The following is a 23,698-nucleotide window of genomic DNA, read 5'->3' on the forward strand; positions in this document are numbered from 1 at the left end:
GCCTCCCGGCCGGAAGTTCACATCGCGTTTCCCGCTGGCGGCACCTGAGCGCGAACCGGCACCGCCCGTCGGTCACCATCGCCCGCCTGCCCCGCTCCTGACACCGCTGTCGAACGGCCGCGCCGAATGCATCCGTGGCCCTTGAAATTATACCCAAATAGGGATAAATTAATCGATGGATCCATACATCAAACCGCTGTACTGGCTCGGCTCGGCGCGCAAGGACTTGAAAGCGTGCCCGAAGCCGTGCAGGACACGTTCGGTTATGCGCCGTATCTGGCGCAGACGGGACGCAGGCACGATCGGGCCAAGCCCTTGAGGGGGTTCGGATCGGCAGGCGTGCTGGAGATCGTGGAATCGGAAGACAACGGCACGTACCGCGCGGTCTACACGGTGAAGCTGGGCGGCAGCGTCTACGTGCTGCACTGTTTCCAGAAGAAATCGCCGAGCGGCGTCGCGACACCCAGGCCCGACAGCGACCTCGTACGCGAACGTCTGAAAGCGGCCGAAGCACACGCAACAGGAGAAAGGCGATGATCGAAATCGAACCGGGCAGCGGGAACGTCTACGCTGACCTGGGCATGGCGATGCCGACGAAATGCGGGTGAAGGCCCAGCTCGCCGCGAAGATCGCGGAAATCATCAAGGCGCGCAAATGGACGCAGCAGCACGCGGCACGATTGCTCGGCATCCCTCAGCCGAAGCTGTCGAACATGTTGCGCGGTCAGTTTCGCGGCGTGAGCGAGACGAAGATGCTCGAATGTCTCGCCAAGCTCGGACGCGACGTGCAGATCGTCGTCGGACCGGACCGCTGGTCGGAAGCCGCAGGACACATCGAAGTCGTTTTCGCCGCCTGACGGCAGCGTCGTTTCGATCGCACCGATGCGCTGGCCGCACATGCCGCCGGCAGCGCCGGGTCGATCAAAGCACGATTCGACGCCAGTGCTCGAGCTTCTGCTCGAACGACAGCATCGCATTCGCGGGGCTCGACGAAGGCAGCACGAGCGTCTCGTACCCGGCCTGGCCGATCACGTCGGCGAATCGCCCCGCCGTCTTGCCGTTGAAGCACACGCGCTTGAGCAACGGCGCATGCGCGCGCAGCGAATCGAAGTCGTTCGGCTTTGCATTCCGGATCGCCGAATCGAGACTGCCCTGGCGATGGCACGCATCGAGTACATCCCAGATGCCGATGCCGTGCGACAGCACGCGCTCGAGCCGCGCGTCGTACGGCAATTCGTGCAGCAGCGGCTCGCCGAGCACCGCGCCGAGCAGCCGCCAGAACTGGTTGCGCGGATGCGCGTAGTACTGCGCGGCGTCGAGCGACGCCTCGCCCGGAAAGCTGCCGAGAATCATCGTGTGCGTATTCGGCGCGACGACCGGCGGAAAGCCTTGCAACATCACGCGTCTCCGTGCGGCCCGACCGATCGCGGCCCGTCGCCGTGCTCGGCGAGATGGCGCCACAGCGCCGGCAGCATGCACTCGGTGACCATCAGCGGCTTGCCGTGACGCTGGAACACCGAACGCCGCGCGGCAAATGCATGCGGCGCTCGCACGCCCTGCAACGCATGGCTCGCGAGCGCATACAGCGGATGACCGGCGATCACGCGCCGGCTCACGAGCGCCGAGCGCTCGACCTGCGGATCGCTGTACAGCAACTCGGCGAGCGGCCGCGTGCGCAGTCGCCGCATCGCCTGCCACACGCCCTTGCTGGCTGCGAGCGGCGCAATGCTGTGCGCGGCGACGTACGGCGTGCCGTCGACCGACAGGATCACCTCGCGCACCCACATCGGCGCGCGCGGCGAACTGGCGAGCGCGGCCGGCTCGTCGAACCACGGCGAGTCGACGGCCTCGCGCGTCACGCGCACGTTCACGCGGCCGAGCCGCGCGAGATGAGCGGTCAGCGATCCGCCGCGCGTCAGCCAGTCGCGCTGGTCGAGCGTGCAGCCAGGCCGCGGCGTCTCGCGCCAGCCGGCCCGAGCGCCGTCGAATCGCATGCGCGCGTTCACGCGGCGCGCGACAGCAGCAGCGCGTTGGTCCGCTTCACGAAGCTCGCCGGATCGTCGAGCATGCCGCCTTCGGCCAAGAGCGCCTGATCGAACAGCAGATGGCACCAGTCGCCGAAATCGGCGCTGTCGGCCTTCAGCTGCTTCACGAGCGCGTGCTCGGGATTGATCTCGAGGATCGGCTGCATCGCCGGCGCATTCTGGCCGGCCGCCTTCAGCATCCGCTGCAGGTAGCCGCTCATGTCGTTGTCGTCCGCGACGAGGCACGACGGCGAATCGGTCAGGCGGAACGTGACGCGCACTTCCTTCACCTTGTCGCCGAGCGCTTCCTTCATCTTCTCGACGATCGGCTTGATCGCCTCGCCCGCCTGCTCCTGCGCCTTCTTTTCCTCGTCGTTCAGCTCGCCGAGATCGAGATCGCCGCGGGCCACGCTCGCGAGCGGCTTGCCGTCGAATTCGTGCAGGAACGACAGCATCCATTCGTCGACGCGGTCGGTCAGCAACAGCACCTCGACGCCCTTCTTGCGGAACACTTCCAGATGCGGGCTGTTCTTCGCGGCCTGCCACGTATCGGCGGTCACATAGTAGATCTTGCTCTGCTCGGGCTTCATGCGCGACACGTAGTCGGCGAGCGACACGTCCTGCGCGTCGGTGTCGCCGTGCGTCGACGCGAAGCGCAGCAGCTTCGCGATGCGCTCGCGGTTCGCGTGATCCTCGCCGACGCCTTCCTTCAGCACCTGGCCGAACGCGGTCCAGAACGTCTTGTACTTCTCCTTGCCGGCGTCGTCTTCCGCGTTCGCGAGCTCTTCGAGCATCGACAGCGCGCGCTTCGTCACGCCTTCGCGGATCGCCTTCACGTCGCGGCTTTCCTGCAGGATCTCGCGCGACACATTCAGCGGCAGGTCGGCCGAATCGACGACGCCCTTCACGAAACGCAGGTATTGCGGCAGCAGTTGCTCGGCGTCGTCCATGATGAACACGCGCTTCACGTACAGCTTCAGGCCCCCGCGATAGTCGCGGTTCCACAGGTCGAACGGCGCGCGCGCCGGCACGAACAGCAGCTGCGTGTATTCGCTGCGGCCCTCGACGCGGTTGTGCGTCCACGTGAGCGGATCCTGGTGATCGTGCGCGATGTGCTGGTAGAACTGCGTGTACTGCTCGTCGGTGACGTCGCTCTTCGAACGCGTCCACAGCGCGCTCGCCTGGTTGACGGTCTCGTCCTCGTCCTTCAGGACCATCTCGCCCTTCTCCTGATCCCACTCTTCCTTCTTCATCAGGATCGGCAGCGCGATGTGGTCGGAGTATTTCTGGATGATCGATTTCAGGCGGTGCGACGACAGCAGGTCGTCCTCGCCTTCGCGCAGGTGCAGCGTGATCGTCGTGCCGCGCTGCGCGCGCTCGATCGCGTCGATCGTGAAATCGCCCTCGCCGGCGCTTTCCCAGCGCACGGCTTCATTCGCCGGCAGGCCCGCGCGGCGCGTTTCGACGGTGATCTTGTCCGCGACGATGAAGCCCGAATAGAAGCCCACGCCGAACTGGCCGATCAGCGCCGCGTCCTTCTGCTGGTCGCCGGACAGCTTCGTGAAGAATTCCTTGGTGCCCGAACGCGCGATCGTGCCGAGGTTCGCGATCGCCTCGTCGCGGCTCATCCCGATGCCGTTGTCGTCGATCGTGATCGTGCGCGCGGCCTTGTCGTAGCCGATGCGGATGCGCAGGTTCGGATCGTTCTCGTACAGCGCGTTGTCCGCGAGCCCTTCGAAACGCAGCTTGTCGGCTGCGTCGGACGCATTCGACACCAGTTCGCGCAGGAAGATTTCCTTGTTGCTGTAGAGCGAATGGATCATCAGGTGGAGGAGTTGCTTGACCTCTGCCTGAAAGCTCATCGTTTCGTGTGCCATGGATACTGTTTCCTCTTACTTGAACTGAAAAGGGGTGACGCCGGCGCCCGGCGCGCGATGCCGGCGACCCCACGAAGGACGACCGCCGGGCGCCGGCGGTTTGCGCGCGTATCTGGGGACGGTGCGCGGCATTTCAAGAGCCGGCCCGCCGCGCCGCGTCACGACGCGCGCCGCACCGCCGAATCGATATAGCGCGCCAGCAGCCCCGGCAGCGCCGGATCGCCGCAGTTCGCGACGTTGAAGCGCATCCACGTGGACGGCGACTGCTGCGGCGAGAACAGGCTGCCCGGCGTCAGCAGGAAGCCGGCCTCGTGCGCGACCGCCGCGAGCGCGTCCGAATCGACGCCCGTGTCGGCCCACAGGAACATCCCGGCCGCCGGCATCGTGAAGAGCCCGAGCCCCGTGCGCTCGAGCATCCGGGCGGTCTTGTCGCGCACGCCGTCGAGCCGCGCGCGCAGCCGCTCGACATGGCGCCGGTAATGCCCTTCGGTCAGGATCTTGTACAGCACGCGCTCGTTGAGCTCGGGCGTCGTCATCCCGACCAGCATCTTCTGGTCGGTGACCGCCTTCGCGATCTCCGGCGCGCAGGCCACGTACCCGACCCGCAAGTTCGCCGCGAGCGTCTTCGAGTAGCTGCCGAGGTAGATCACCCGCTTCAACTGGTCGAGGCTCGCGAGGCGCGTGGCCGGATAGCTCGGCGGGCACAGGTCGCCGTACACGTCGTCCTCGACGACGAGGAAGTCGTAGGCCTCCGCGAGCTTCAGAATCCGGAACGCCTGCGCGGCCGACAGCGACGTGCCAGTCGGGTTCTGCAGCACCGAGTTGATCACGAGCATCTTCGGCCGCCACATCTGCACCAGGGTTTCGAGCGCGTCGAGGTCGGGGCCGTCGGGCGTATACGGCATCCCGACGAGTTGCGCGCCCTGCGCCGCGAAACGGCCGAACATCTGGAACCACGCGGGGTCGCCGACGATCACCGCATCGCCCGGCCGCACGTAGATCCGCGAAATCAGGTCGATTGCCTGCGTGATGCCGGAAACCAGCACGATCTGTTCGGGCTTCGCGCCGATCTCGACTTCGGCGAGGCGCGTCTGCAGTTGCTGGCGCAGCGGCAGGAAGCCCTGCGCGGTGCCGAAGCCGAGCATCTGCGCGCCCGACTGGCGCCCGAGCGCGCGCAGCGCGCCGGTGATCAGCTCGCCGTCGAGCCAGCGGCCCGGCAGGTAGCCGAGGCCCGGGCCCTTCTCCGGGCTGACGGTATGCAGCATGTTGCGCAGCAGCCAGACGACGTCGATCGTGTTGTGCACGGGCGCGGCCTCGGCCACGCGCGCGGCGCCGTCGGCCGGCTGCGGGCCGGCGCCCGTGCGCTCGCGCACGTAGAAGCCGGAGCCGCGCCGCGAGTCGAGGTAGCCTTGCGCGACGAGGCGCTCGTAGGCCTCGACGACGGTGAAGCGCGACACGCTCTTGTCGAGCGCGAGCTTGCGGATCGACGGCATGCGCATGCCGGGACGGAACACGCGTTCGTCGATGCGCCGCCGCGCCCACTGGACCAGCTGGTCGACGAGCGTGAGCGTGGCCGTGTCGTGCGGCGCGGGAATCTGGGCGAGTGGGACGGTGGACATGGGCGGCGACTCCAACTGTACCGAAGGCTATCGCGCCGATTGTACCGTTACTGTGCCGGTAGCGACGATTACAGTTGACCGGAATGGCGATCGTGCGGCCGCCGGTTCGGCCCCGCCGCACGTGGCGTCGCGCCTGCCGGCCCGCATCGCGGCCGGGGCGCCGGCCGGTCCGGCCCCCGCCCCGCGCCTCGCCCGCTTACCATGACACTTTTGCTTCCCGCCCGACGCTCATGCCCGCTCGCTCCCTGACACTCGACCACCTCGTGATTGCCGCGCGCACCCTCGACGAAGGCGTGCGCCATGTCGCCGACGCGCTCGGCATCGAACCGGCCGGCGGCGGCCGCCACCCGCTGATGCGGACCCACAATGCGCTGTTCGGCGCATGGGGCGGGCTCTACCTGGAAGTGATCGCGATCGACCCCGACGCGCCCGCGCCGGACGACGACGCGAAGCCGCCGCGCGCGCGGCTGTTCGGCCTCGACGATCCGGCGCGCCACGCGCGGCTCGCGCAGGGCCCGTTTCTCGCGCACTGGGTCGCGCGCGTCGACCGCCCGCGCCAGCTTGCGCTGTGGCAGCGCCAGTATCCGGCCCGTATCGCGCCCGTCGTCGCGATGCGGCGCGGCGACCTGAGCTGGGGCCTCACGGTGCCCGACGACGGCAGCTTCCCCGCCTGGCAAGGCGCAGGCGACGGCCTCGTGCCGTCGCTGATCCAGTGGGACAGCCCGCGCCATCCGGCCGATTCGCTGCCCGGCGACGGCATCGCGCTGAAGGCGCTCAAGGGCGCCCACCCGCGCGCGGATGCGATCCGCGAACAGCTCGACTGGCTCGGCGCCGCTCACCTGATCGACATCGAATCCACCGACGGCCCGCCGGCGCTCGTCGCCGAATTCGACACGCCGCAGGGCCCGCGCACGCTGCGCTGAACGCCCGCCCGATCGTAACCACCCTGCAAGACGGAGACACCCACGACATGAATTCGCGCGAAACCCGGGGCATGCTGCTCGGCCTCATCGGCGTGATGATTTTCAGCCTGACGCTGCCGATGACGCGGATCGTCGTATCCGAACTCAATCCGCTGCTCAATGGGCTCGGCCGCGCGCTCGCCGCCGCCGTGCCGGCCGGCCTGCTGCTGTGGTGGCGCCGCGAGCCGCTGCCGACGCGCGCGCAACTGAAGAGCCTCGCGATCACGTCGGCCGGCGTGATCATCGCGTATCCGGTGTTCTCGGCGTGGGCGATGAAATCGGTGCCGGCGTCGCACGGCGCGGTGGTCAACGGGTTGCAGCCGTTGTTCGTCGCGCTGTACGCGGCATGGCTGTCGCACGAACGGCCGTCCAGGGCGTTCTGGGCCAGCGCGGTGGCCGGCAGCGCGCTCGTGATCGCGTTCGCGCTGCGCGACGGCGGCGGCTCCGTGCAGGCCGGCGACGCGCTGATGCTCGTCGCGGTCGGCATCGGCGCGCTCGGCTATGCGGAAGGCGCGCGCCTCGCGCGCCAGATCGGCGGCTGGCAGGTGATCTGCTGGGCGCTCGTCGTGTCGGCGCCGTTCCTCGTGCTGCCGGTCGGCTGGCTCGCGTGGATGCAGCATGCCGCGCATCCGGGCCCGCTCGCGCTGCGCACATGGCTCGCGTTCGGCTACGTGACCCTTTTTTCGCAGTTCATCGGCTTTTTCGCGTGGTACGCGGGGCTCGCGATGGGCGGCACCGCGCGCGTCGGCCAGGTGCAACTGCTGCAGATTTTCTTCACGATCGCGTTTTCCGCACTGCTGTTCGGCGAAACGGTCACGTCGTCGACGTGGCTGTTCGCCGCCGCCGTGATCGCGACCGTGGTGCTCGGGCGCCGCTCGGCGGTCGCCACGGCGCCGCATCCCGCTCGCGCCGGCTGAACAGGTACGCCATAATGGCTGCTTTGCCTGATCGGTTTGCCAGACTGGCCGTGCCCACCCAGCCGCGAAGGCTCGATCGCGCTCGCGTTCGCCCACCCGGCAGCGTCGAAACGATCCGCCCGAGCGACCTTTCTTGACTGACCACGATACCCGAACGAGGAGACTATGAATCCGAGCGACCTGCACCCGCCGCACTGGCAGCTTTCCGAACGCGCCCGCAAGCTGACGAGCTCTGCGATCCGCGAAATCCTGAAGGTCACGGAGCGCCCCGAGGTCATCTCGTTCGCCGGCGGCCTGCCCGCCCCCGCGACGTTTCCGGCGGAACGCATGCGCGCCGCCGCCGACCGCGTGCTGCGCGACGCGCCGGCCGCCGCGCTGCAGTACAGCGCGACCGAAGGCTACCTGCCGCTGCGCGAGTGGATCGCCGAACGCTACAGCGTGCGCGTGTCGCAGGTGCTGATCACGACCGGCTCGCAGCAGGCGCTCGACCTGCTCGGCAAGGCGCTGGTCGACCCGGGCAGCCCGATCCTCGTCGAAACGCCGACCTACCTCGGCGCGCTGCAGTCGTTCTCGCTGTACGAGCCGCGCTACGTGCAGGTGCCCACCGACGAGCAGGGCCTGCTGCCGGAAGGTCTCACGCCCGAACTCACGCAGGGCGCGCGCCTCCTGTACGCGCAGCCGAACTTCCAGAACCCGACCGGCCGCCGCCTGCCCGTCGAGCGCCGCCGCGCGCTCGCCGCGTTCGCGCAGTCGAGCCCGTTCCCGGTGCTGGAGGACGATCCGTACGGCGCGCTGAACTACCGGGGCGAGCCGCTGCCGACGATGCTGTCGATGGCGCCCGATCACGTCGTGCATCTCGGCACGTTCTCGAAGGTGCTCGCGCCGGGCCTGCGGATCGGCTACATCATTGCGCCCGAGGAGCTCCACTTCAAGCTCGTGCAGGCCAAGCAGGCCACCGACCTGCACACGCCGACGCTCACGCAGCGCATCGCGCACGAAGTGATCAAGGACGGCTTCCTCGACGAGCACATCCCGACGATCCGCGCGCTGTACAGCGCGCAGTGCGACGCGATGCTCGGCGCGCTCGCGCGCCACATGCCGGAAGGCGTCACGTGGAACCGTCCGGAAGGCGGGATGTTCATCTGGGTGAACCTGCCCGCGCAGATCGACAGCATGAAGCTGCTCGCCGCGGCCGTCGACAACCACGTCGCCTTCGTGCCGGGCGCGCCGTTCTTCGCGGAGAACGCGCAGCAGAACACGCTGCGCCTGTCGTTCGTGACGGTGCCGCCCGAGAAGATCGAGGAAGGCGTCGCGCGCCTCGGCAAGCTGCTGCGCGAGCGCCTCTGATCCCCTTTTCCCCTGTCACGACTCTCTACGAGGAATCGAACGCATGGCTAACGTCTACGACAAACTGAAGTCGCTCGGCATCGAGCTCCCGACCGCCGGCGCACCGGCCGCCGCCTACGTGATGAGCGCGCAAAGCGGCAACACGGTCTACCTGTCGGGCCATATCGCGAAGAAGGACGGCAAGGTCTGGGCCGGCAAGCTCGGTGCGGATCTGCAAACGGAAGACGGCAAGGCGGCCGCCCGATCGATCGCGATCGACCTGCTCGCGACGCTGCACGCGCACACCGGCGACCTGAACAAGGTCACGCGCATCGTCAAGCTGATGAGCCTCGTCAACTCGACGCTCGACTTCACCGAACAGCACATCGTGACGAATGGCGCGTCGGAGCTGATCGCCGAAGTGTTCGGCGATGCGGGCAAGCATGCGCGCTCGGCGTTCGGCGTCGCGCAGATCCCGCTCGGCGCGTGCGTCGAGATCGAACTGATCGCCGAAGTCGCGTAACGGGCGCATCGCGATGCCCGGCCATCTCGTTCGCTTCAAGCAGGTCGACGTGTTCACGTCGGTGCCGTTCAAGGGCAATCCCCTTGCCGTGGTGTTCGACGCCGATGCGCTCGGCGACGACGCCATGCTCGAGATCGCCCGCTGGACGAACCTGTCGGAAACGACGTTCCTCTGCACGCCGACCGATCCGCAAGCCGACTATCGCGTGCGGATCTTCACGACGGGCGGCGAACTGCCGTTCGCCGGCCACCCGACGCTCGGCACCGCGCACGCGTTCCTGGAAAGCGGTGCGCGGCCGCGCACGCCGGGCCGGCTGATCCAGCAATGCGGAGTCGGCCGGGTCGCACTGCGCGAGCAGGCCGGCGGCTGGGCGTTCGCCGCGCCGCCGGCGCGCGTCACGCCGCTCGACCGTTCGGACTACGCGGCACTGGCCGCCGCGCTGCACAGCGACGCGCTCGACCTGGACGCCGAGCCGTGCGCGGTGGACAACGGCGCGCCGTGGCTGGTCGTGCGGCTGAAGTCGGCCGACGCGTGCATCGGCCTGTCGCCCGATCCGGCCGCGCTCGCGGCGCTTACCCACCGCTACGGCGTACATGGCGTGGCGGCGTACGCGCCGCACGCCGAAGGCGGCCCCGCGACGTTCGAGATCCGCTGTCTGATGACGGGCGGCCAGTTCGGCACCCCCGGCGAGGATCCCGTCACCGGCAGCGCGAACGCCGCGCTGGCCGGGCTGCTGACGCGGCAGGAACGCCGTCCCGGCCCGTCGTACACGGCCCGCCAGGGCACGGCGATCGGTCGCGACGGCCGCATCTTCGTCAGCTACGACGAAGACGGCACGACCTGGATCGGCGGCCACGTCGTCACGGTCGTCGACGGCACGTTCCGGTCGCCCGCCTGACATTTCGCGATGTGCGATGGCGCCGGCTCGTCCGGCGCCCTACGCTTTGCCCAACTATCGCAAAAACGTTCCAGCCAGTAATATCGGGCCTAATCCGTTGTTTCGGAGGTCTGTCCATGGTTGCGCGTCCCGCGAACGAACAGACGTCGGGACAATCCGAACCATAGCCGGCCATCCAGACGGATGGCGCACGCGAGCAGGACGCCGCCCTCTTCGATGAGCTCCGCCCGGTCCAACCACACGCCGCCGAACCGGCCGCTGCGCGCACCGCGCAAATCGCGCCGGCGTGCGCTGTTCGCCATCCCGCTGCTCGGGATGCTGGCGCTCGCGCTGCTGTGGGCCGTGATCATCGCGCGCCTGTCCGTCGAAAAGGACAGTGCCTACAAGGAAGCGGCGGCCTCCGCTGCGATCCTGTCGTCCGCGCTCGAGCAGCATACGGTCAAGGCGATCCACCAGGTCGACCAGATCACCCGCTTCGTCAAGTTCGAATTCGAGAAATCGCCGGCGCGCTTCAATCTCGCGAGCGCCGTCGAAAAAGGCGTCGTGCCGAGCGACACGCTGATCCAGGTATCGCTCGTCAACGCGAAGGGCATCCTGTTCGCGAACACCGCCGAACTCCATCCGCAGCCGATCAACCTGTCCGATCGCGAGCACTTCAAGGTCCATCTCGCGCACAACGACGACCGCCTCTTCATCAGCAAGCCCGTGCTCGGCCGCGTGTCGAGCCACTGGACGCTGCAGATGACGCGGCGCCTGAACAACCCGGACGGCAGCTTCGCGGGCATCGTCGTGGTGTCGGAAGACCCGAGCTACTTCACGAACGATTTCTACAACAACGCGGCCATCGGCAAGGAAGGCGTGATCGCGGTCGTGTCCGACACGGGCGCGGTGCTCGCGCGGCGCACGGGTTCGGTGAGCAACGCGCCGGGCGCGTTTTCGGCGTCGGGCGTCTACCCGATCGCGGAGCGCGTGACGGGCACGATCATCGATCCGATCGACGGCGTGACGCGCATCGTGTCGTACCGCCACCTCGACGGCTACCCACTCGCGGTGATGGTCGGGCTGTCGCAGACGGAAGAGTTCGCGGACTACTACCACACCCGCAACGTCTACCTGCTGATGACGAGCTTCATCACGCTCGCGATGCTCGCGTTCTTCGGCGTCGCGACGGGCCTGATCGGCAAGCTGCTCGGCCGCGAGCGCGAAATGACGCAGCTCGCCGAATACGACCTGCTCACCGGCCTCGCGAACCGCTATGCGACGCTGCGCGGACTGCGCAACGACGTGTCGATGCCCGCGAGCCTGTCGCGGCTCGGCCTGCTGTTCATCGATCTCGACAACTTCAAGACCGTCAACGACACGCTCGGCCACAACGCCGGCGACATCGTGCTGCAGATGACCGCGTCGCGCCTGGCCGATGCGGTCGACGACGAAGGCTCGCTCGCCCGCATCGGCGGCGACGAATTCGTCGTCGTGATGAAGGGCGACGACGTCGAGCGGCGTGCGGTGCGGCTCGCGGAAGCGATCATCCGGATGTTCAGCGAGCCGTTCGACGTCCGCGGCAGTTCGTTCGTGCTGCATGCGAGCATCGGCATCGCGCTGCACACCGTCGCGAACGAAAGCGAGATCGACCTGCTGAAAAAGGCCGACCTCGCGATGTACAGCGCGAAGGACGCCGGCAAGAACTGCTACCAGTTTTATGCGCCGCACCTGTCGCACCGCGCCGACCACCTGATGCGCTGGGAACAGCAATTACGCGTCGCGCTCGCCGAAGGGCAACTGTTCCTCGCGTACCAGCCGAAGATCGATCTCACGCACCGCTATATCACCGGCTTCGAGGCGCTCGCGCGCTGGGATCATCCGGAACACGGCGTCATCTCCGCGAACGAGTTCATCTCGATCGCCGAATCGACCGGCCTGATCGTGCCGATCGGCGACTTCGTGATCCGCACCGCGTGCGAGCAGATCGCGCGCTGGCGCGACGAGGGCCACGACACGCTGACGCTCGCGGTCAACATCTCGCCGGTGCAGTTCTGGCGCGGCGACCTGATCGAGACGATCTCGCAGGCGCTGCAGGACACCGGCATCGACGCGAACCGGCTCGAGATCGAGATCACCGAAACCGCGATGATGGAATATCCGGAACTCGTATCCGAGAAGATCGTCGCGCTGAAAAAGCTCGGCATCCGGATCGCGCTCGACGATTTCGGCACCGGCTATTCGTCGCTGTCGTACCTGCATCGCTTCTCCGTCGACACGCTGAAGGTCGACCGCTCGTTCGTGCAGGCGATTCCGACCGATCGCAGCGTATGCGTGATGGTGTCGTCGATCGTGCATCTCGCGCGCTCGCTCGGGCTGACCGTCGTCGTCGAGGGCACGGAGACCGAGGAGCAGATCACGTGGCTGGCCACGCTCGGCGAAATCGAGGCGCAGGGCTTCCTGTTCTCGCGCCCGGTGCCGGCCGATGCGATTCCCGCGCTGATCGCACGCTTCGGCGTGCGCGGCGATCATCCGAACGTCGTCGCGCATCGCGCGACCGGCAGCACGGGCGCCTGAGCATCGCGCCGCCGCCGTGGCGCGCCCTCGCAATTGTTGCGTTTTCCAATCCGATCGTCGCGTTCATTAACTAGCGTTTTCGCGCATGGCAGTGTCATGATGCGCGGCGGACAATTGGGAGGGCCTACGTGTCGGCTGGCCGCCGGCATGGCCATACGCGAGAGATCCGGCCCTGCGCCAACTACACAATCATGACAACCGTCGAAGTCGAAGCGCCCGCTCGTGTCGAAGAGGCACCGGCATCCCTCTGGGCCTTGTTCAAGGTCGTCGCCGGCATTTCGGCCGTCTCGTGGGGCGGGCTTTCGATGATGGCGCAGCTCGAACGCCATTACGTCGAGCGGCTGCAGCGGATCGAGCCGCACGTCTTCGGCGATCTCGTCGCGCTCGCGTGGCTCGTCCCGGGCCCCGTCGGCTGCAACGTCGCCGTGCAGGTCGGCCAAACGCTGCACGGCCGCGCCGGCGCTTGGGTCGCCGGTATTGCGAGCGTGCTGCCGTTCTCGATCCTGATGACGCTGTTCGCGATCTTCTATCAGACGCCGCTCGTGCGCTCGCTCGCGGCGCCGATGCTGATCAATCACTTCGGGATGGTGCTCGCGGCGTTGATCGGCGTGACGTGGGTCAAGCAGTTGCGCTCGCTCGCGCGCACGCGGCTCGAACAGTCGATCGCCGCGCTGTCGACGATTCTGCTCGCTTTCGCGCATAGTCCGGCCGCTTTCGTCGGGATTCTGTTCGCCGCGTTTGCAGCGGGCTGGCTGACGGGGCCGTCGCAACGCGACGCGGTCGATTTCACGCTGTCCAAGCGCGACCGCGGCCTGCTCGTGCTGCTCGGCGTGCTCGTCCTGCTGTTCGCGGTGCCGCTGCCCGGCGATTACCAGGCGGAGCTGCTGTGGCCGCGCCTCGCGGGCGCCGGCATGACGCTGTTCGGCGGCGGCTTCTCCGCGCTGCCGGTGCTCAAGACGCTGTTCGTCTCGCCGGCAACGGGCATCTCCGATCACGACTTCACGCTGGCGTTCGCGCTGTCGCCGGTCGCGCCGGGGCCGTTGCTGAACGTGGTGCCGTTTCTCGGCTATCTGACCGACGGCTGGGTCGGCGCGCTGCTCGCCACTGCCGCGCTGTTCATCCCGTCGGGATGCCTCGTCGTGTTCGCGCACAACCACCTGTTCCGGCTCAAGCGCCATTCGCGCTTCGAGCACGGGATGCGCCTGCTGCGCGCGGCGACGACGGGCTTTCTCGTGGTCGCCGTCGTGAAGATCCTGCATCGCGAGCCCGCCGACCCGGTCTACTGGCTGACGGGCGCCTTCGCGACGCTGTGCTTCACGCGCTTCAAGGTGCCCGTCTATGCCGTGTACGGCACGGTCGCCGTCGCGTGCAGCGTGTGGCTGTGGGCCGCCGCGCACTGACGGGCAGCGGCCTCCAACCCGCCGACGCCCGGCGTGCCCGGCGCCGTCAACCGGCCTGCACCGCGACCCGGCGTGCCATCCAGCGCGCGCGCAGCGCGTCGTAGGCGAGGTTGAAGCAGAACGTGTAAGGCAGGAAGAACAGCACGATGCCGAGGTCGAGCAGCAGCGCCTCGACGAGGCTCACGTTCAGCCACCACGCGGCAACCGGCACCACCATCGCGACGAGGCCGAGCTCGAACGTCACCGCGTGCGCGATCCGCATGCCGAGCGTGCGCGACAACCCGGCCCGCCGCTCGAAGCGGTCGAACAGCGCGTTGAAGGTCATGTTCCACGCCATCGCGATCAGCGACACCATCACCGTCAGCACACCGACGTGCGACACCGGCATGTCGAGCAGCCACGCGCCGATCGGCGCGCACAAGGCGATCGCCACCAGTTCGAACGTCAGCGCGTGCAGCAGGCGTTCCGTCACCGTTTTATTCGTCTGTTTCATGATGTCCTCCAAGGCATGACCTGATCCATGGCGGCCATTTTGATCGGCGATACCGGGCGAATCCAGTTTGATATCATCGGTTTCACCGATATATCGATGCCAGGAGCACTGCATGCACCACGCCCCGGAAGCCCTGCTCGCCTTCGCCGAAGCGGCGCTGCTCGGCTCGTTTACGGCCGCCGCACGCAAGCTCGGCAAGCGTCAGTCGACCGTATCGGAGGCGATCGCGAACCTCGAAATCGATCTCGGCGTGCAGTTGTTCGATCGCTCGACGCGCACGCCGACGCTCACCGACGCCGGGCGCGCGCTGCTGCCGCAGGTGCAGCGCGCGCTCGACGCCAGCGCGGCGATCGACCGCACGGCCGCGCGGCTCGCGCACGGCGAGGAAGCGCGGCTCACGCTCGTCGTGTCCGATACGTACCAGTCGAAGCGCTACGAAGAGACGCTGATGGCGCTCGAACGGCGCTTTCCGGCGCTCGAGCTCGAATGCCAGATCGCCGAGCACGACGACGTGCTCGACCTGATCCAGCAGGGCCGCGCGCAACTCGGGCTGATGGCCGCGCGCGCGGCTTACCCGGCCGATATCGGCGCGGCGACGGTGGCGGAGGAATCGGAGATCGGGCTGTTCGTGGGCCGCACGCACGCGCTCGCCGAATACGGCGACGCCGAGGTGCCGCACGCGGCGCTGCGCGACGTGCGCGAACTGCGCCTCAATACGTACGTGAAGGCGGAAGGCCGCGGCACCGACGACCGGATCGTCGTCGGCACGCAGCACTGGCTGGCGCCGAGCTACCTGATGCTGCTGGAGATGGCCGTACTGGGGTTCGGCTGGGCGGAACTGCCGCGCTGGATGGTCGAGCACTTCGCGCGCGACCGCCTGTGCGAGCTGCGCTCGCGCGGCTGGCCGCGCCGCGTGCGGGTGGACGCGGTCTGGTCGCGCAATCGGCCGCTCGGGCCGGCCGGTTCGTGGCTGCTCGACGCGATGCTGGCCGCGTAGCGGCGCATGCGGCCAGGCCGGCGGCCTGCGGCCGCGGCGGGCGCCGGCCGCTCAGAAACCGCGCGACAGCACGGCCGCGCCGATCGTGACGACGCCGAGCACGAGGTTCACGACGACGAGCAGGCGCACCGCGTTCACCGCGCGCGCGCCGTCGGGCCAGTTCTGCGCCTGCACCGCACGCCGAATGCGCGGGAACAGCGCGAAGCGGATGTGCCCGAAGATCAGCATCATCACGACGCCGAGCCCGGCCATCGCATGCAACGACCACGTCGCGTGCGCCCCGCCGAAGCTCGTCAACAGGAACCCGCCGGACAGCAGGATCACGATCACGGCCCCCGACACCCAGTTGAAGAAGCGGCCGAACACGCCTTCGATCAGCGGCAACCGGAGCTGCGGCGACAGGTCGGACAGCGCCGGGCGCAGGCAGAAGTTGGCGAAGACCATCCCGCCCACCCACACGGCGACGGCCAGCAGGTGAAGAAACAGCGCGACGGCAACGGCGTGGGACATGGGGACGATCCTGTGATGAGTGGGGTGCAACGAACGGCCGCGTCGCACGCGGCATCAAGCGACGTTCGACCCGCCGGCTGCGTCGCGGTTCAGGCCCTCGGCGCGATTTCACATTATTTTGCAAGTTCCGCGTGACAACGCCACGCTTGCTTACCCGCATCCCCGCGCCGAAAAGAAAAAGCCGCACGCCCGCCGAAGCGGACGTGCGGCCTTCGAGCGCGGCTGAACCGGGCGACCGCGCGCGGCGTCAGCCGAGCAGCGGACGCAACTCGTTGACGACCTTGAGCTTCGTCTCCGGCGCGCGGCCCTTGCGTGCGCGCTTGCCGATGTGCGGCGCGAGCCCGGCGTACGACAGCGTGTCGTCCTGCGCCTTGCCACCGCGGCCGGTGCCGATCAGCACGACGCCCGCCGGATCGATCGCCAGCGCCTGCACGAGCGTTTCCTTGTCGTCGAGCGCCATCAGGATCACGCCGCGCCCGCCGCCGGACAACGTCTTCATCTCGTCCATCCCGAACACGAGCAAGCGACCGCCGCTCGACAGGCACGCGACCTGCGTCGCGTTCGGCAGCACCGGCATCGGCGCGAGCGGCACCGCGCCCGCGTCGATGGTCATGAACGACTTGCCGGCCTTCACGCGGCTCACCATGTCGCCGACCTTCGCGAGGAAGCCGAAGCCGTTGCTCGACGCGAGCAGCAGTTGCTGGTCGGCCGGCGCCGCATAGTAGTGCATCAGGTGCGAGCCCGACTCGAGCTCGATCAGCGACGTGACCGGCACGCCGTCGCCGCGCCCGCCCGGCAGCACCGACACGTCGACCGAATACACGCGGCCGCTGCTGCCCCACGCGATCAGCCGATCCGGCGTGCGGCACTGGAAGGCAGCGTACAGGTGATCGCCCGCCTTGAACGTGAAGCCGGCCGGGTCGAGCCCGTGGCCCTTCAGCGCACGCACCCAGCCCTTCTGCGACACGACGACCGTGACCGGCTCGTCGACCACCTTCGCCTCGAACGTCGCGCGCTTTTCCTGCTGGATCAGCGTGCGGCGATCGTCGCCGTACTGCTTCGCGTCGGCCTCGATCTCCTTGATCATCAGCCGCTTCATCGCGCTTTCGTTCGCGAGCAGTTCCTCGAGCTTCGCCTTCTCGTCGCGCAGCGCTTCGAGCTCCTTCTCGATCTTGATCTTCTCGAGCCGCGCGAGCTGGCGCAGGCGGATTTCGAGGATGTCCTCGGCCTGCCGCTCGCTGAGCCCGAACGCGCTCATCAGCGCGGCCTTCGGCTCGTCGGACTCGCGGATGATGCGGATCACCTCGTCGATGTTCAGGAAGACGATCATCCGCCCTTCGAGGATGTGGATGCGGTCGTCGACCTTCGCGAGACGATGGCGGCAACGACGCGTCATCGTCAGCTGGCGGAACTTCACCCATTCGTCGAGGATCGTCAGCAGGCCCTTCTGGCCCGGCCGGCCGTCGGCGCCGATCATCACGAGGTTCAGCGTCGCGTTCGATTCGAGGCTCGTGTACGCGAGCAGCGTGTTCACGAATTCCGTCTGGTCGATCGTGCGCGACTTCGGCTCGAACACGAGCCGCACCGCCGCTTCCTTGCCCGACTCGTCGCGCACCGCGTCGAGCAGGTCGAGCATCGCCTTCTTCGTGTTGAGCTGCTCGGGCGTCAGCGTCTTCTTGCCGAGCTTGAGCTTCGGGTTGGTCAGCTCCTCGATTTCCTCGAGCACCTTCTGGCCCGACGTGTTCGGCGGCAGCTCGGTCACGACGAGCTGCCACTGGCCGCGCGCGAGATCCTCGATCTTCCACTTCGCCCGCACCTTCAGGCTGCCGCGGCCCGTTTCGTACGCCGCCGAGATTTCGGTGTCGCTCGAGATGATCTGGCCGCCGCCGGGGAAATCCGGACCGGGAATCAGGTTCATCAGCTCCGCGTGCGTGAGCTTCGGATTGCGGATCAGCGCGACCGCCGCGGCCGCCACTTCGCGCAGGTTGTGCGACGGGATTTCGGTGGCGAGGCCGACCGCGATGCCCGACGCGCCGTTCAGCAGCACGAACGGCATGCGGCTCGGCAGCGTCTTCGGCTCCTCGAACGAGCCGTCGTAGTTCGGCATGAAGTCGACCGTGCCCTGGTCGATCTCGTCGAGCAGCAGCTTCGCGATCGGCGTGAGGCGCGCTTCCGTGTAACGCATCGCCGCCGCGCCGTCGCCGTCGCGCGAGCCGAAGTTGCCCTGCCCGTCGATCAGCGGATAGCGCAACGAGAAATCCTGCGCGAGACGCACGAGCGCGTCGTACGCCGACTGATCGCCGTGCGGATGGTATTTACCGAGCACGTCGCCGACCACGCGCGCCGACTTCACCGGCTTCGCGTCGGGGCCAAGGCCCATTTCGTTCATGGCGTAGAGAATCCGGCGCTGCACCGGCTTCTGGCCGTCGCACACGTCGGGCAGCGCGCGGCTCTTCACGACGCTGACCGCGTAGCTGAGATACGCCTGCTCCGCGTAGTTGCCGAGCGTCAGCGCGTCGCTCTCCGGCGCGTCGGGGCTGGCAAAGAGATCGGAAGTATTGTCGTCCATCTGAATTCCGTATTCGTAAGTGGCGTGAGGCCGGGCCGGGCGTCATGCCCGGCCGCGCGGCAGGTCCGCTTAAATGTCCGCTTCGACGTCGTTGCCCTTTTCCTCGAGCCAGCCGCGCCGCGCGGCTGCCTCGCCCTTGCCCATCAGCATCGTCATCCGCGCGACGGTCGCCTCGTAGTCGAGCTCGCCGAGCTTCGCCGGCATCAGGCGGCGCGTATCCGGGTTCATCGTCGTGTCCCACAGCTGCTCGGCGCTCATTTCGCCGAGGCCCTTGAAGCGGCTGATGCTCCACTGCGTGTCGCGCACGCCGTCCTTGCGCAGCTTGTCGAGGATCGCTTCGAGCTCGCCGTCGTCGAGCGCATAGAGCTTCTGCGCGGGCTTCTTGCCGCGCGCGGGCGCGTCGACGCGGAACAGCGGCGGGCGCGCCACATAGACATGGCCGCGCTCGATCAATTGCGGGAAATGCTTGAAGAACAGCGTGAGCAGCAGCACCTGGATGTGCGAGCCGTCGACGTCCGCGTCCGACAGGATGCAGATCTTGCCGTAGCGCAGGTTCGACAGGTCGACGGAGTCGTCCGGGCTGTGCGGATCGACGCCGATCGCGACCGAGATGTCGTGCACCTCGTTGTTCGCGAACAGGCGGTCGCGCTCGGTTTCCCACGTGTTCAGCACCTTGCCGCGCAGCGGCAGGATCGCCTGGTATTCCTTGTCGCGGCCCATCTTCGCGGAGCCGCCCGCCGAGTCGCCCTCGACGAGGAACAATTCGTTGCGCGCGATATCTTCCGTCTCGCAATCGGTCAGCTTGCCCGGCAGCACCGCGACGCCCGAGCTCTTGCGCTTCTCGACCTTCTGGCCCGCGCGCGTGCGCGCCTGCGCCTGCTTGATCACGAGCTCCGCGAGCTTCTTGCCGTGCTCGACGTGCTGGTTCAGCCACAGTTCGAGCGCCGGACGCGAGAACGACGACACGAGCTTCACCGCGTCGCGGCTGTTCAGCCGCTCCTTGATCTGCCCCTGGAACTGCGGATCGAGCACCTTCGCGGACAGCACGAACGACACGCGCGCGAACACGTCTTCCGCGAGCAGCTTCACGCCCTTCGGCTGCAGATTGTGCAGCTCGACGAAGCTCTTCACCGCCTGATAGAGACCGTCGCGCAGGCCCGACTCGTGCGTGCCGCCGGCCGGCGTCGGGATCAGGTTCACGTACGACTCGCGCACGAGCGAGCCTTCCTCGCTCCATGCGACGACCCACGACGCGCCCTCGCCCTCGGCGAAGGTTTCGTCGGTCGAACGCGAATCGGCGAAACGCTCGCCTTCGAACAGCGGGATCAAGAGCTCGCTGCCGTTCATTTCGTCGAGCAGGTAGCCGCGCAGACCGTCTTCGTACTTCCACGTCTGACGCTCGCCGGTCTTTTCGTTGACGAGCACGACCTCGACGCCCGGCAGCAGCACGGCCTTCGAGCGCAGCAGGCGCTGCAGCTCGCCGAGCGGCAGGTTCGGCGAATCGAAGTACTTCGGATTCGGCCACACCTGCACGCGCGTGCCGGATTTCTTCTCGCTGCGGCCCGCGGCTTGCGTCGCGAGCGGCTTCACGACGTCGCCGTCGGCGAAGCCGAGCTCGGCGATCTTGCCGTCGCGCCAGACCGTCACGTCGAGACGCGTCGCGAGTGCGTTCGTCACCGACACGCCGACGCCGTGCAGGCCGCCCGAGAACGTATACGCGCCGCCGGCGGCCTTGTCGAACTTGCCGCCCGCATGCAGGCGCGTGAACACGATCTCGACGACCGGCACGCCTTCTTCGGGGTGCATGCCGAACGGGATGCCGCGGCCGTCGTCTTCGACCGACACCGACTGATCGGCGTGCAGCGTGACCGTGATCTGCTTGCCGTAGCCGCCGAGCGCCTCGTCGGACGCGTTGTCGATGACTTCCTGGATGATGTGCAGCGGATTTTCGGTACGGGTGTACATGCCGGGCCGCTGCTTGACCGGCTCGAGACCCTTGAGCACCTTGATCGATGCTTCGCTATAGGCCGCGCTGGGTTTCTTCGTTGACATAGGCGCTGAATTTCGTCATTCATCGGGACGTTGTCCACACCTCGTGTGGATAACGTCGTGGACAAAACGTTGAGTTCCGTAAAAAAGCGAATCGAAACAACGGTGTGCTTGGACTGCTCCGAAAGCGGGCGCGCGGCGTGCGCGGCGCGCCCCTGAACGCGCGGTATTTTACTGGTTCCGCGTGGCGCGCCAATCGCGGGATCGGCGCGCGCCGCATGCGTCACGCCGGCTTGCGCTTCGCCTCGAGCGTTTCCCACCGTTCGAGCGCGGCGAGCAGTTCGTCGTCGATCGCCGCGAACCGCTCGGTCAGGCGCGTGCCCTCCTGCGGATCCTTCGCGAAAATCGAGCCGTCCTCGAGCTGCGCGTTGATCGTCTTCTGCTCCGCTTCGAGCGCGGCGATCTTCTCCGGCAGCGAATCGAGTTCGCGCTGCTCGTTGAACGACAGCTTCACCGTGCGCTGCGCGTTGCGGCCCGCCGCGCTCTTCGCCGGCTCGTCCTTCGCGGGCGCTGCTTCCTTGACCGCGCGCTTCGCCGCCTCCTGCTGCGCGAGCTGCTCCGAGCGGGCGCTCTGGATCTGCCAGTCGGTGAAGCCGCCGACGTATTCGCGCCACTTGCCGTCGCCCTCGGCCGCGATCACCGACGTCACGACGTTGTCGAGAAACGCGCGATCGTGGCTGACGAGCAACACCGTGCCGTCGTAGTCGGCGAGCAACTCTTCGAGCAGTTCGAGCGTCGGGATGTCGAGGTCGTTGGTCGGTTCGTCGAGCACCAGCACGTTGGCCGGACGCGCGAACAGACGTGCGAGCAGCAGCCGGTTGCGCTCGCCGCCCGACAGCGACTTCACCGGCGAGCGCGCGCGTTCCGGCGCGAACAGGAAATCGCCGAGATAGCTCATCACGTGCTTGCGCACGCCGCCGATCTCGACCCATTCGCTGCCGGGGCTGATCGTATCCGCGAGGCTCTTCTCCTGGTCGAGCTGCGCACGCATCTGGTCGAAATACGCGACCTGCAGGTTCGTGCCGGTGCGCACCGTGCCTTCGTCGGGCTTCAGGTCGCCGAGGATCAGCTTCAGCAACGTCGTCTTGCCGGCGCCGTTCGGGCCGACGAAGCCGATCTTGTCGCCGCGCATGACCGTCGTCGAGAAACGGTCGACCACCGTGCGGCCGCCGTAACGCTTCGTCACGTCGGTCAGCTCCGCGACGATCTTGCCGGACTTCTCGCCCTGCGCGACGTCGAGCTTCACGTTGCCCTGCGCATTGCGGCGCTCGGCGCGCTCGTTGCGCATCTGCACGAGCCGCGCGATGCGGCCGACGCTGCGCGTACGGCGCGCTTCGACGCCCTTGCGGATCCACACTTCTTCCTGCGCGAGCAGCTTGTCGAATTTCTCGTTCTCCACGCGCTCGACTTCGAGCTGTTGCGCCTTGCGCGTCTGGTACGCGGAGAAATTGCCCGGATACGACAGCAGCCGGCCGCGATCGAGCTCAACGATGCGCGTCGCGACGCGGTCGAGGAACGCGCGATCGTGGGTGATGAACAGCAGGCCCGCGCGCTGCGCGACGAGCAGCTCTTCGAGCCAGCGGATGCCGTCGAAGTCGAGGTGGTTGGTCGGTTCGTCGAGCAGCAGCACGTCGGGCTGCAGCACCAGCGCGCGCGCCAGCGCGACGCGCTTCTGCATCCCGCCCGACAGCGCGTCGACGCGGGCGTCGCCGTCCTGCAGGCCGATCTGCGCGAGCGTCATCGATACGCGCGTGCGCCAGTTCCATGCGTCGTGCGCGTCCAGCGACGACTGCAGTGCGTTCATCCGCGCGAGCAGCGCATCGTGCTCAGCGCCCTCCGGTATCTCCGCGAGGCGGTGCGCGATCGAATCGTATTCTTCGAGCAGTTCGCGCGTGTGCGCCAGCCCCGACGCGACCGCGTCGAACACCGTCGCACCCGCCTCGAATTCGGGCTCTTGCGGCACGTAGACGGTCACGAGCTCCTGCTGGCGCGTGACCAGCCCGTCGTCGGCCTTCGCGAGGCCGGCGACGATCTTCAGCAGCGACGACTTGCCCGCGCCGTTGCGGCCGATCAGGCCGACGCGCTCGCCGGCCTCCAGCGAGAAATCCGCGTGATCGAGCAACGCGACGTGACCGAACGCGAGCTGCGCGCCGGTAATGGAATAGAGCGACATGGGAAGACGGCGATGAGAGAAATCGGAAGCGCCCATTGTACCGGTCGCGGCGGCCGGTATCGGCTCGGCCGGACGGACGAAGGCCGCGGGCGGCGGTCGACGCGCGTCGGCGCGGCGCCGTGAGCGGATTGCGGCCGGTTTCCGGTGCGGATGCCGGCCGCGGTTTGCGTGCCCGCGAAAACGACCGAATACCGGCCGGATGCCCGCGGCCGACCGATCGGCAGATCCCGCGCGCGGCGCATCGGGCGCCTGCGCGGGATGCACGGTTATTTCGTTATTTCACGTTGACCGTGATCGTCGAGCTCATTTCGGGGCCGTACGAACGGTGCGCGCCGTCGCCGAGCTGCAGCGTCAGCGTGTGCTGGCCGGGCGGCAGCTTCACGTCGGTTTCGGTCTGGGCCTTGCCGAAATGCAGCGAATGCTCGGTCGCCGGGATCACGTCGCCCTTCGGCACCGGCTTGCCGTCGATCAGCAGATGATGGTGACCGGTATCCGGGGTCATGTCGCCGGCCGGCTTGAGCGCCATGCCTTCGAGACCGAATTTCACGTGCACGGGGCTCGACACCGTCGCGCCGTCCTGCGGCTCGACGAAGAACACACGCGCTTCGGCGCGCGCGAGCGTCGACACGGCCAGCGCCGCGACACAGACTGCACCCGCGATCCACTTTCTGTTGAGCATCGTTACCTCCTTCTGATTGACAGGCCCACGAAGCATACACCGCGTGCCCGGTCGACGCGCCGGCGTCGGTTGTTCGCGATGCGTACGTTTAAAACGACGTTGCGCAGGTGTTCGGCGAAATTCCGGT

18 protein-coding genes and 2 pseudogenes are annotated in these 23,698 nt (G+C 67.8%); 10 read left to right on the plus strand and 10 right to left on the minus strand.

The genetic code is table 11. From position 1 onward, the window contains the following. Positions 1–175: 175 nt before the first annotated feature. Positions 176–537, plus strand: a pseudogene (locus WS96_RS15000) (type II toxin-antitoxin system RelE/ParE family toxin). Beyond that, positions 534–856 (plus strand): annotated as a pseudogene (locus WS96_RS15005) (helix-turn-helix domain-containing protein). The pseudogenes WS96_RS15000 and WS96_RS15005 overlap by 4 nt, the downstream one beginning before the upstream one ends. A 64-nt stretch (positions 857–920) precedes the next feature. On the opposite strand, the gene WS96_RS15010 reads toward WS96_RS15005, so the two are convergent. The 4 genes from WS96_RS15010 to WS96_RS15025 all read right to left on the minus strand — a co-directional run bounded on the left by WS96_RS15010 (position 921) and on the right by WS96_RS15025 (position 5,519). After that, positions 921–1,397 carry a DNA-deoxyinosine glycosylase gene (locus WS96_RS15010; protein WP_059833430.1) on the minus strand — a complete coding sequence of 159 codons (477 nt, stop codon included), beginning with the start codon at positions 1,395–1,397 and terminating at the stop codon, positions 921–923. Then, a complete protein-coding gene (locus WS96_RS15015; protein WP_059833490.1) occupies positions 1,397–1,993 on the minus strand; it encodes a chorismate--pyruvate lyase family protein in 597 nt (198 codons plus the stop codon). Before WS96_RS15015 ends, WS96_RS15010 begins: the two co-directional genes overlap by 1 nt. Before the next feature lie 8 nt (positions 1,994–2,001). Continuing rightward, complete coding sequence (gene htpG / locus WS96_RS15020; RefSeq protein WP_059833432.1) at positions 2,002–3,900, minus strand: molecular chaperone HtpG; 1,899 nt, start codon at positions 3,898–3,900, stop codon at positions 2,002–2,004. A 158-nt stretch (positions 3,901–4,058) separates the two neighbouring features. Beyond that, entirely contained in the window at positions 4,059–5,519 is a 1,461-nt protein-coding gene (locus WS96_RS15025) for an aminotransferase-like domain-containing protein (protein WP_059833433.1), read from the minus strand. A 230-nt stretch (positions 5,520–5,749) separates the two neighbouring features. On the opposite strand from WS96_RS15025, the gene WS96_RS15030 reads away from it, so the two are divergent. From WS96_RS15030 to WS96_RS15060, 7 genes are all read left to right on the plus strand, one after another. After that, entirely contained in the window at positions 5,750–6,442 is a 693-nt protein-coding gene (locus tag WS96_RS15030) for a VOC family protein (protein WP_059833436.1), read from the plus strand. Between the two features lie 47 nt (positions 6,443–6,489). Further along, entirely contained in the window at positions 6,490–7,398 is a 909-nt protein-coding gene (locus tag WS96_RS15035; RefSeq protein ID WP_059833438.1) for a DMT family transporter, read from the plus strand. Positions 7,399–7,563: 165 nt separating this feature from the next. Beyond that, positions 7,564–8,745, plus strand: a complete 1,182-nt coding sequence (locus WS96_RS15040) for an aminotransferase-like domain-containing protein (protein WP_059833440.1) — start codon at positions 7,564–7,566, stop codon at positions 8,743–8,745. 43 nt (positions 8,746–8,788) lie between these two features. Next, positions 8,789–9,247, plus strand: a complete 459-nt coding sequence (locus WS96_RS15045) for a RidA family protein (protein ID WP_034208050.1) — start codon at positions 8,789–8,791, stop codon at positions 9,245–9,247. A 13-nt stretch (positions 9,248–9,260) separates the two neighbouring features. Further along, entirely contained in the window at positions 9,261–10,145 is an 885-nt protein-coding gene (locus WS96_RS15050; protein ID WP_059833442.1) for a PhzF family phenazine biosynthesis protein, read from the plus strand. A 216-nt stretch (positions 10,146–10,361) separates the two neighbouring features. Further along, complete coding sequence (locus tag WS96_RS15055; RefSeq protein ID WP_059833492.1) at positions 10,362–12,701, plus strand: bifunctional diguanylate cyclase/phosphodiesterase; 2,340 nt, start codon at positions 10,362–10,364, stop codon at positions 12,699–12,701. Between the two features lie 191 nt (positions 12,702–12,892). Further along, positions 12,893–14,101 carry a chromate transporter gene (locus tag WS96_RS15060; protein ID WP_034208053.1) on the plus strand — a complete coding sequence of 403 codons (1,209 nt, stop codon included), beginning with the start codon at positions 12,893–12,895 and terminating at the stop codon, positions 14,099–14,101. Between the two features lie 46 nt (positions 14,102–14,147). Here the strand turns inward: WS96_RS15060 and WS96_RS15065 are convergent, their stop codons facing one another. Beyond that, positions 14,148–14,594, minus strand: coding sequence for a multidrug/biocide efflux PACE transporter (locus tag WS96_RS15065; RefSeq protein ID WP_059781241.1), 447 nt, complete (start codon positions 14,592–14,594; stop codon positions 14,148–14,150). A gap of 112 nt (positions 14,595–14,706) precedes the next feature. On the opposite strand from WS96_RS15065, the gene WS96_RS15070 reads away from it, so the two are divergent. Continuing rightward, positions 14,707–15,591 (plus strand): LysR family transcriptional regulator, encoded by an 885-nt coding sequence (locus WS96_RS15070; protein WP_059833444.1) that lies wholly within the window; start codon positions 14,707–14,709, stop codon positions 15,589–15,591. A 51-nt stretch (positions 15,592–15,642) separates the two neighbouring features. Here WS96_RS15070 and WS96_RS15075 read toward each other — a convergent pair whose 3' ends face one another. From WS96_RS15075 to WS96_RS15095, 5 genes are all read right to left on the minus strand, one after another. Next, positions 15,643–16,101 carry a CopD family protein gene (locus tag WS96_RS15075; RefSeq protein WP_059499163.1) on the minus strand — a complete coding sequence of 153 codons (459 nt, stop codon included), beginning with the start codon at positions 16,099–16,101 and terminating at the stop codon, positions 15,643–15,645. A 247-nt stretch (positions 16,102–16,348) separates the two neighbouring features. Continuing rightward, the gene (gene parC / locus WS96_RS15080; protein WP_034208056.1) at positions 16,349–18,670 is read right to left on the minus strand and encodes a DNA topoisomerase IV subunit A; all 2,322 of its coding nucleotides are present in this window, start codon (positions 18,668–18,670) and stop codon (positions 16,349–16,351) included. 69 nt (positions 18,671–18,739) lie between these two features. Next, on the minus strand, positions 18,740–20,722 hold the full coding sequence (locus WS96_RS15085; protein ID WP_059833447.1) for a DNA topoisomerase IV subunit B: 1,983 nt from the start codon (positions 20,720–20,722) through the stop codon (positions 18,740–18,742). Positions 20,723–20,942: 220 nt separating this feature from the next. Next, positions 20,943–22,892 carry an ATP-binding cassette domain-containing protein gene (locus WS96_RS15090; RefSeq protein ID WP_059833449.1) on the minus strand — a complete coding sequence of 650 codons (1,950 nt, stop codon included), beginning with the start codon at positions 22,890–22,892 and terminating at the stop codon, positions 20,943–20,945. Between the two features lie 274 nt (positions 22,893–23,166). Then, on the minus strand, positions 23,167–23,571 hold the full coding sequence (locus WS96_RS15095; protein WP_059781239.1) for a DUF4399 domain-containing protein: 405 nt from the start codon (positions 23,569–23,571) through the stop codon (positions 23,167–23,169). Positions 23,572–23,698 lie beyond the last annotated feature (127 nt).

Source organism: Burkholderia sp. MSMB1835, assembly GCF_001526365.1.
Lineage (GTDB): Bacteria > Pseudomonadota > Gammaproteobacteria > Burkholderiales > Burkholderiaceae > Burkholderia.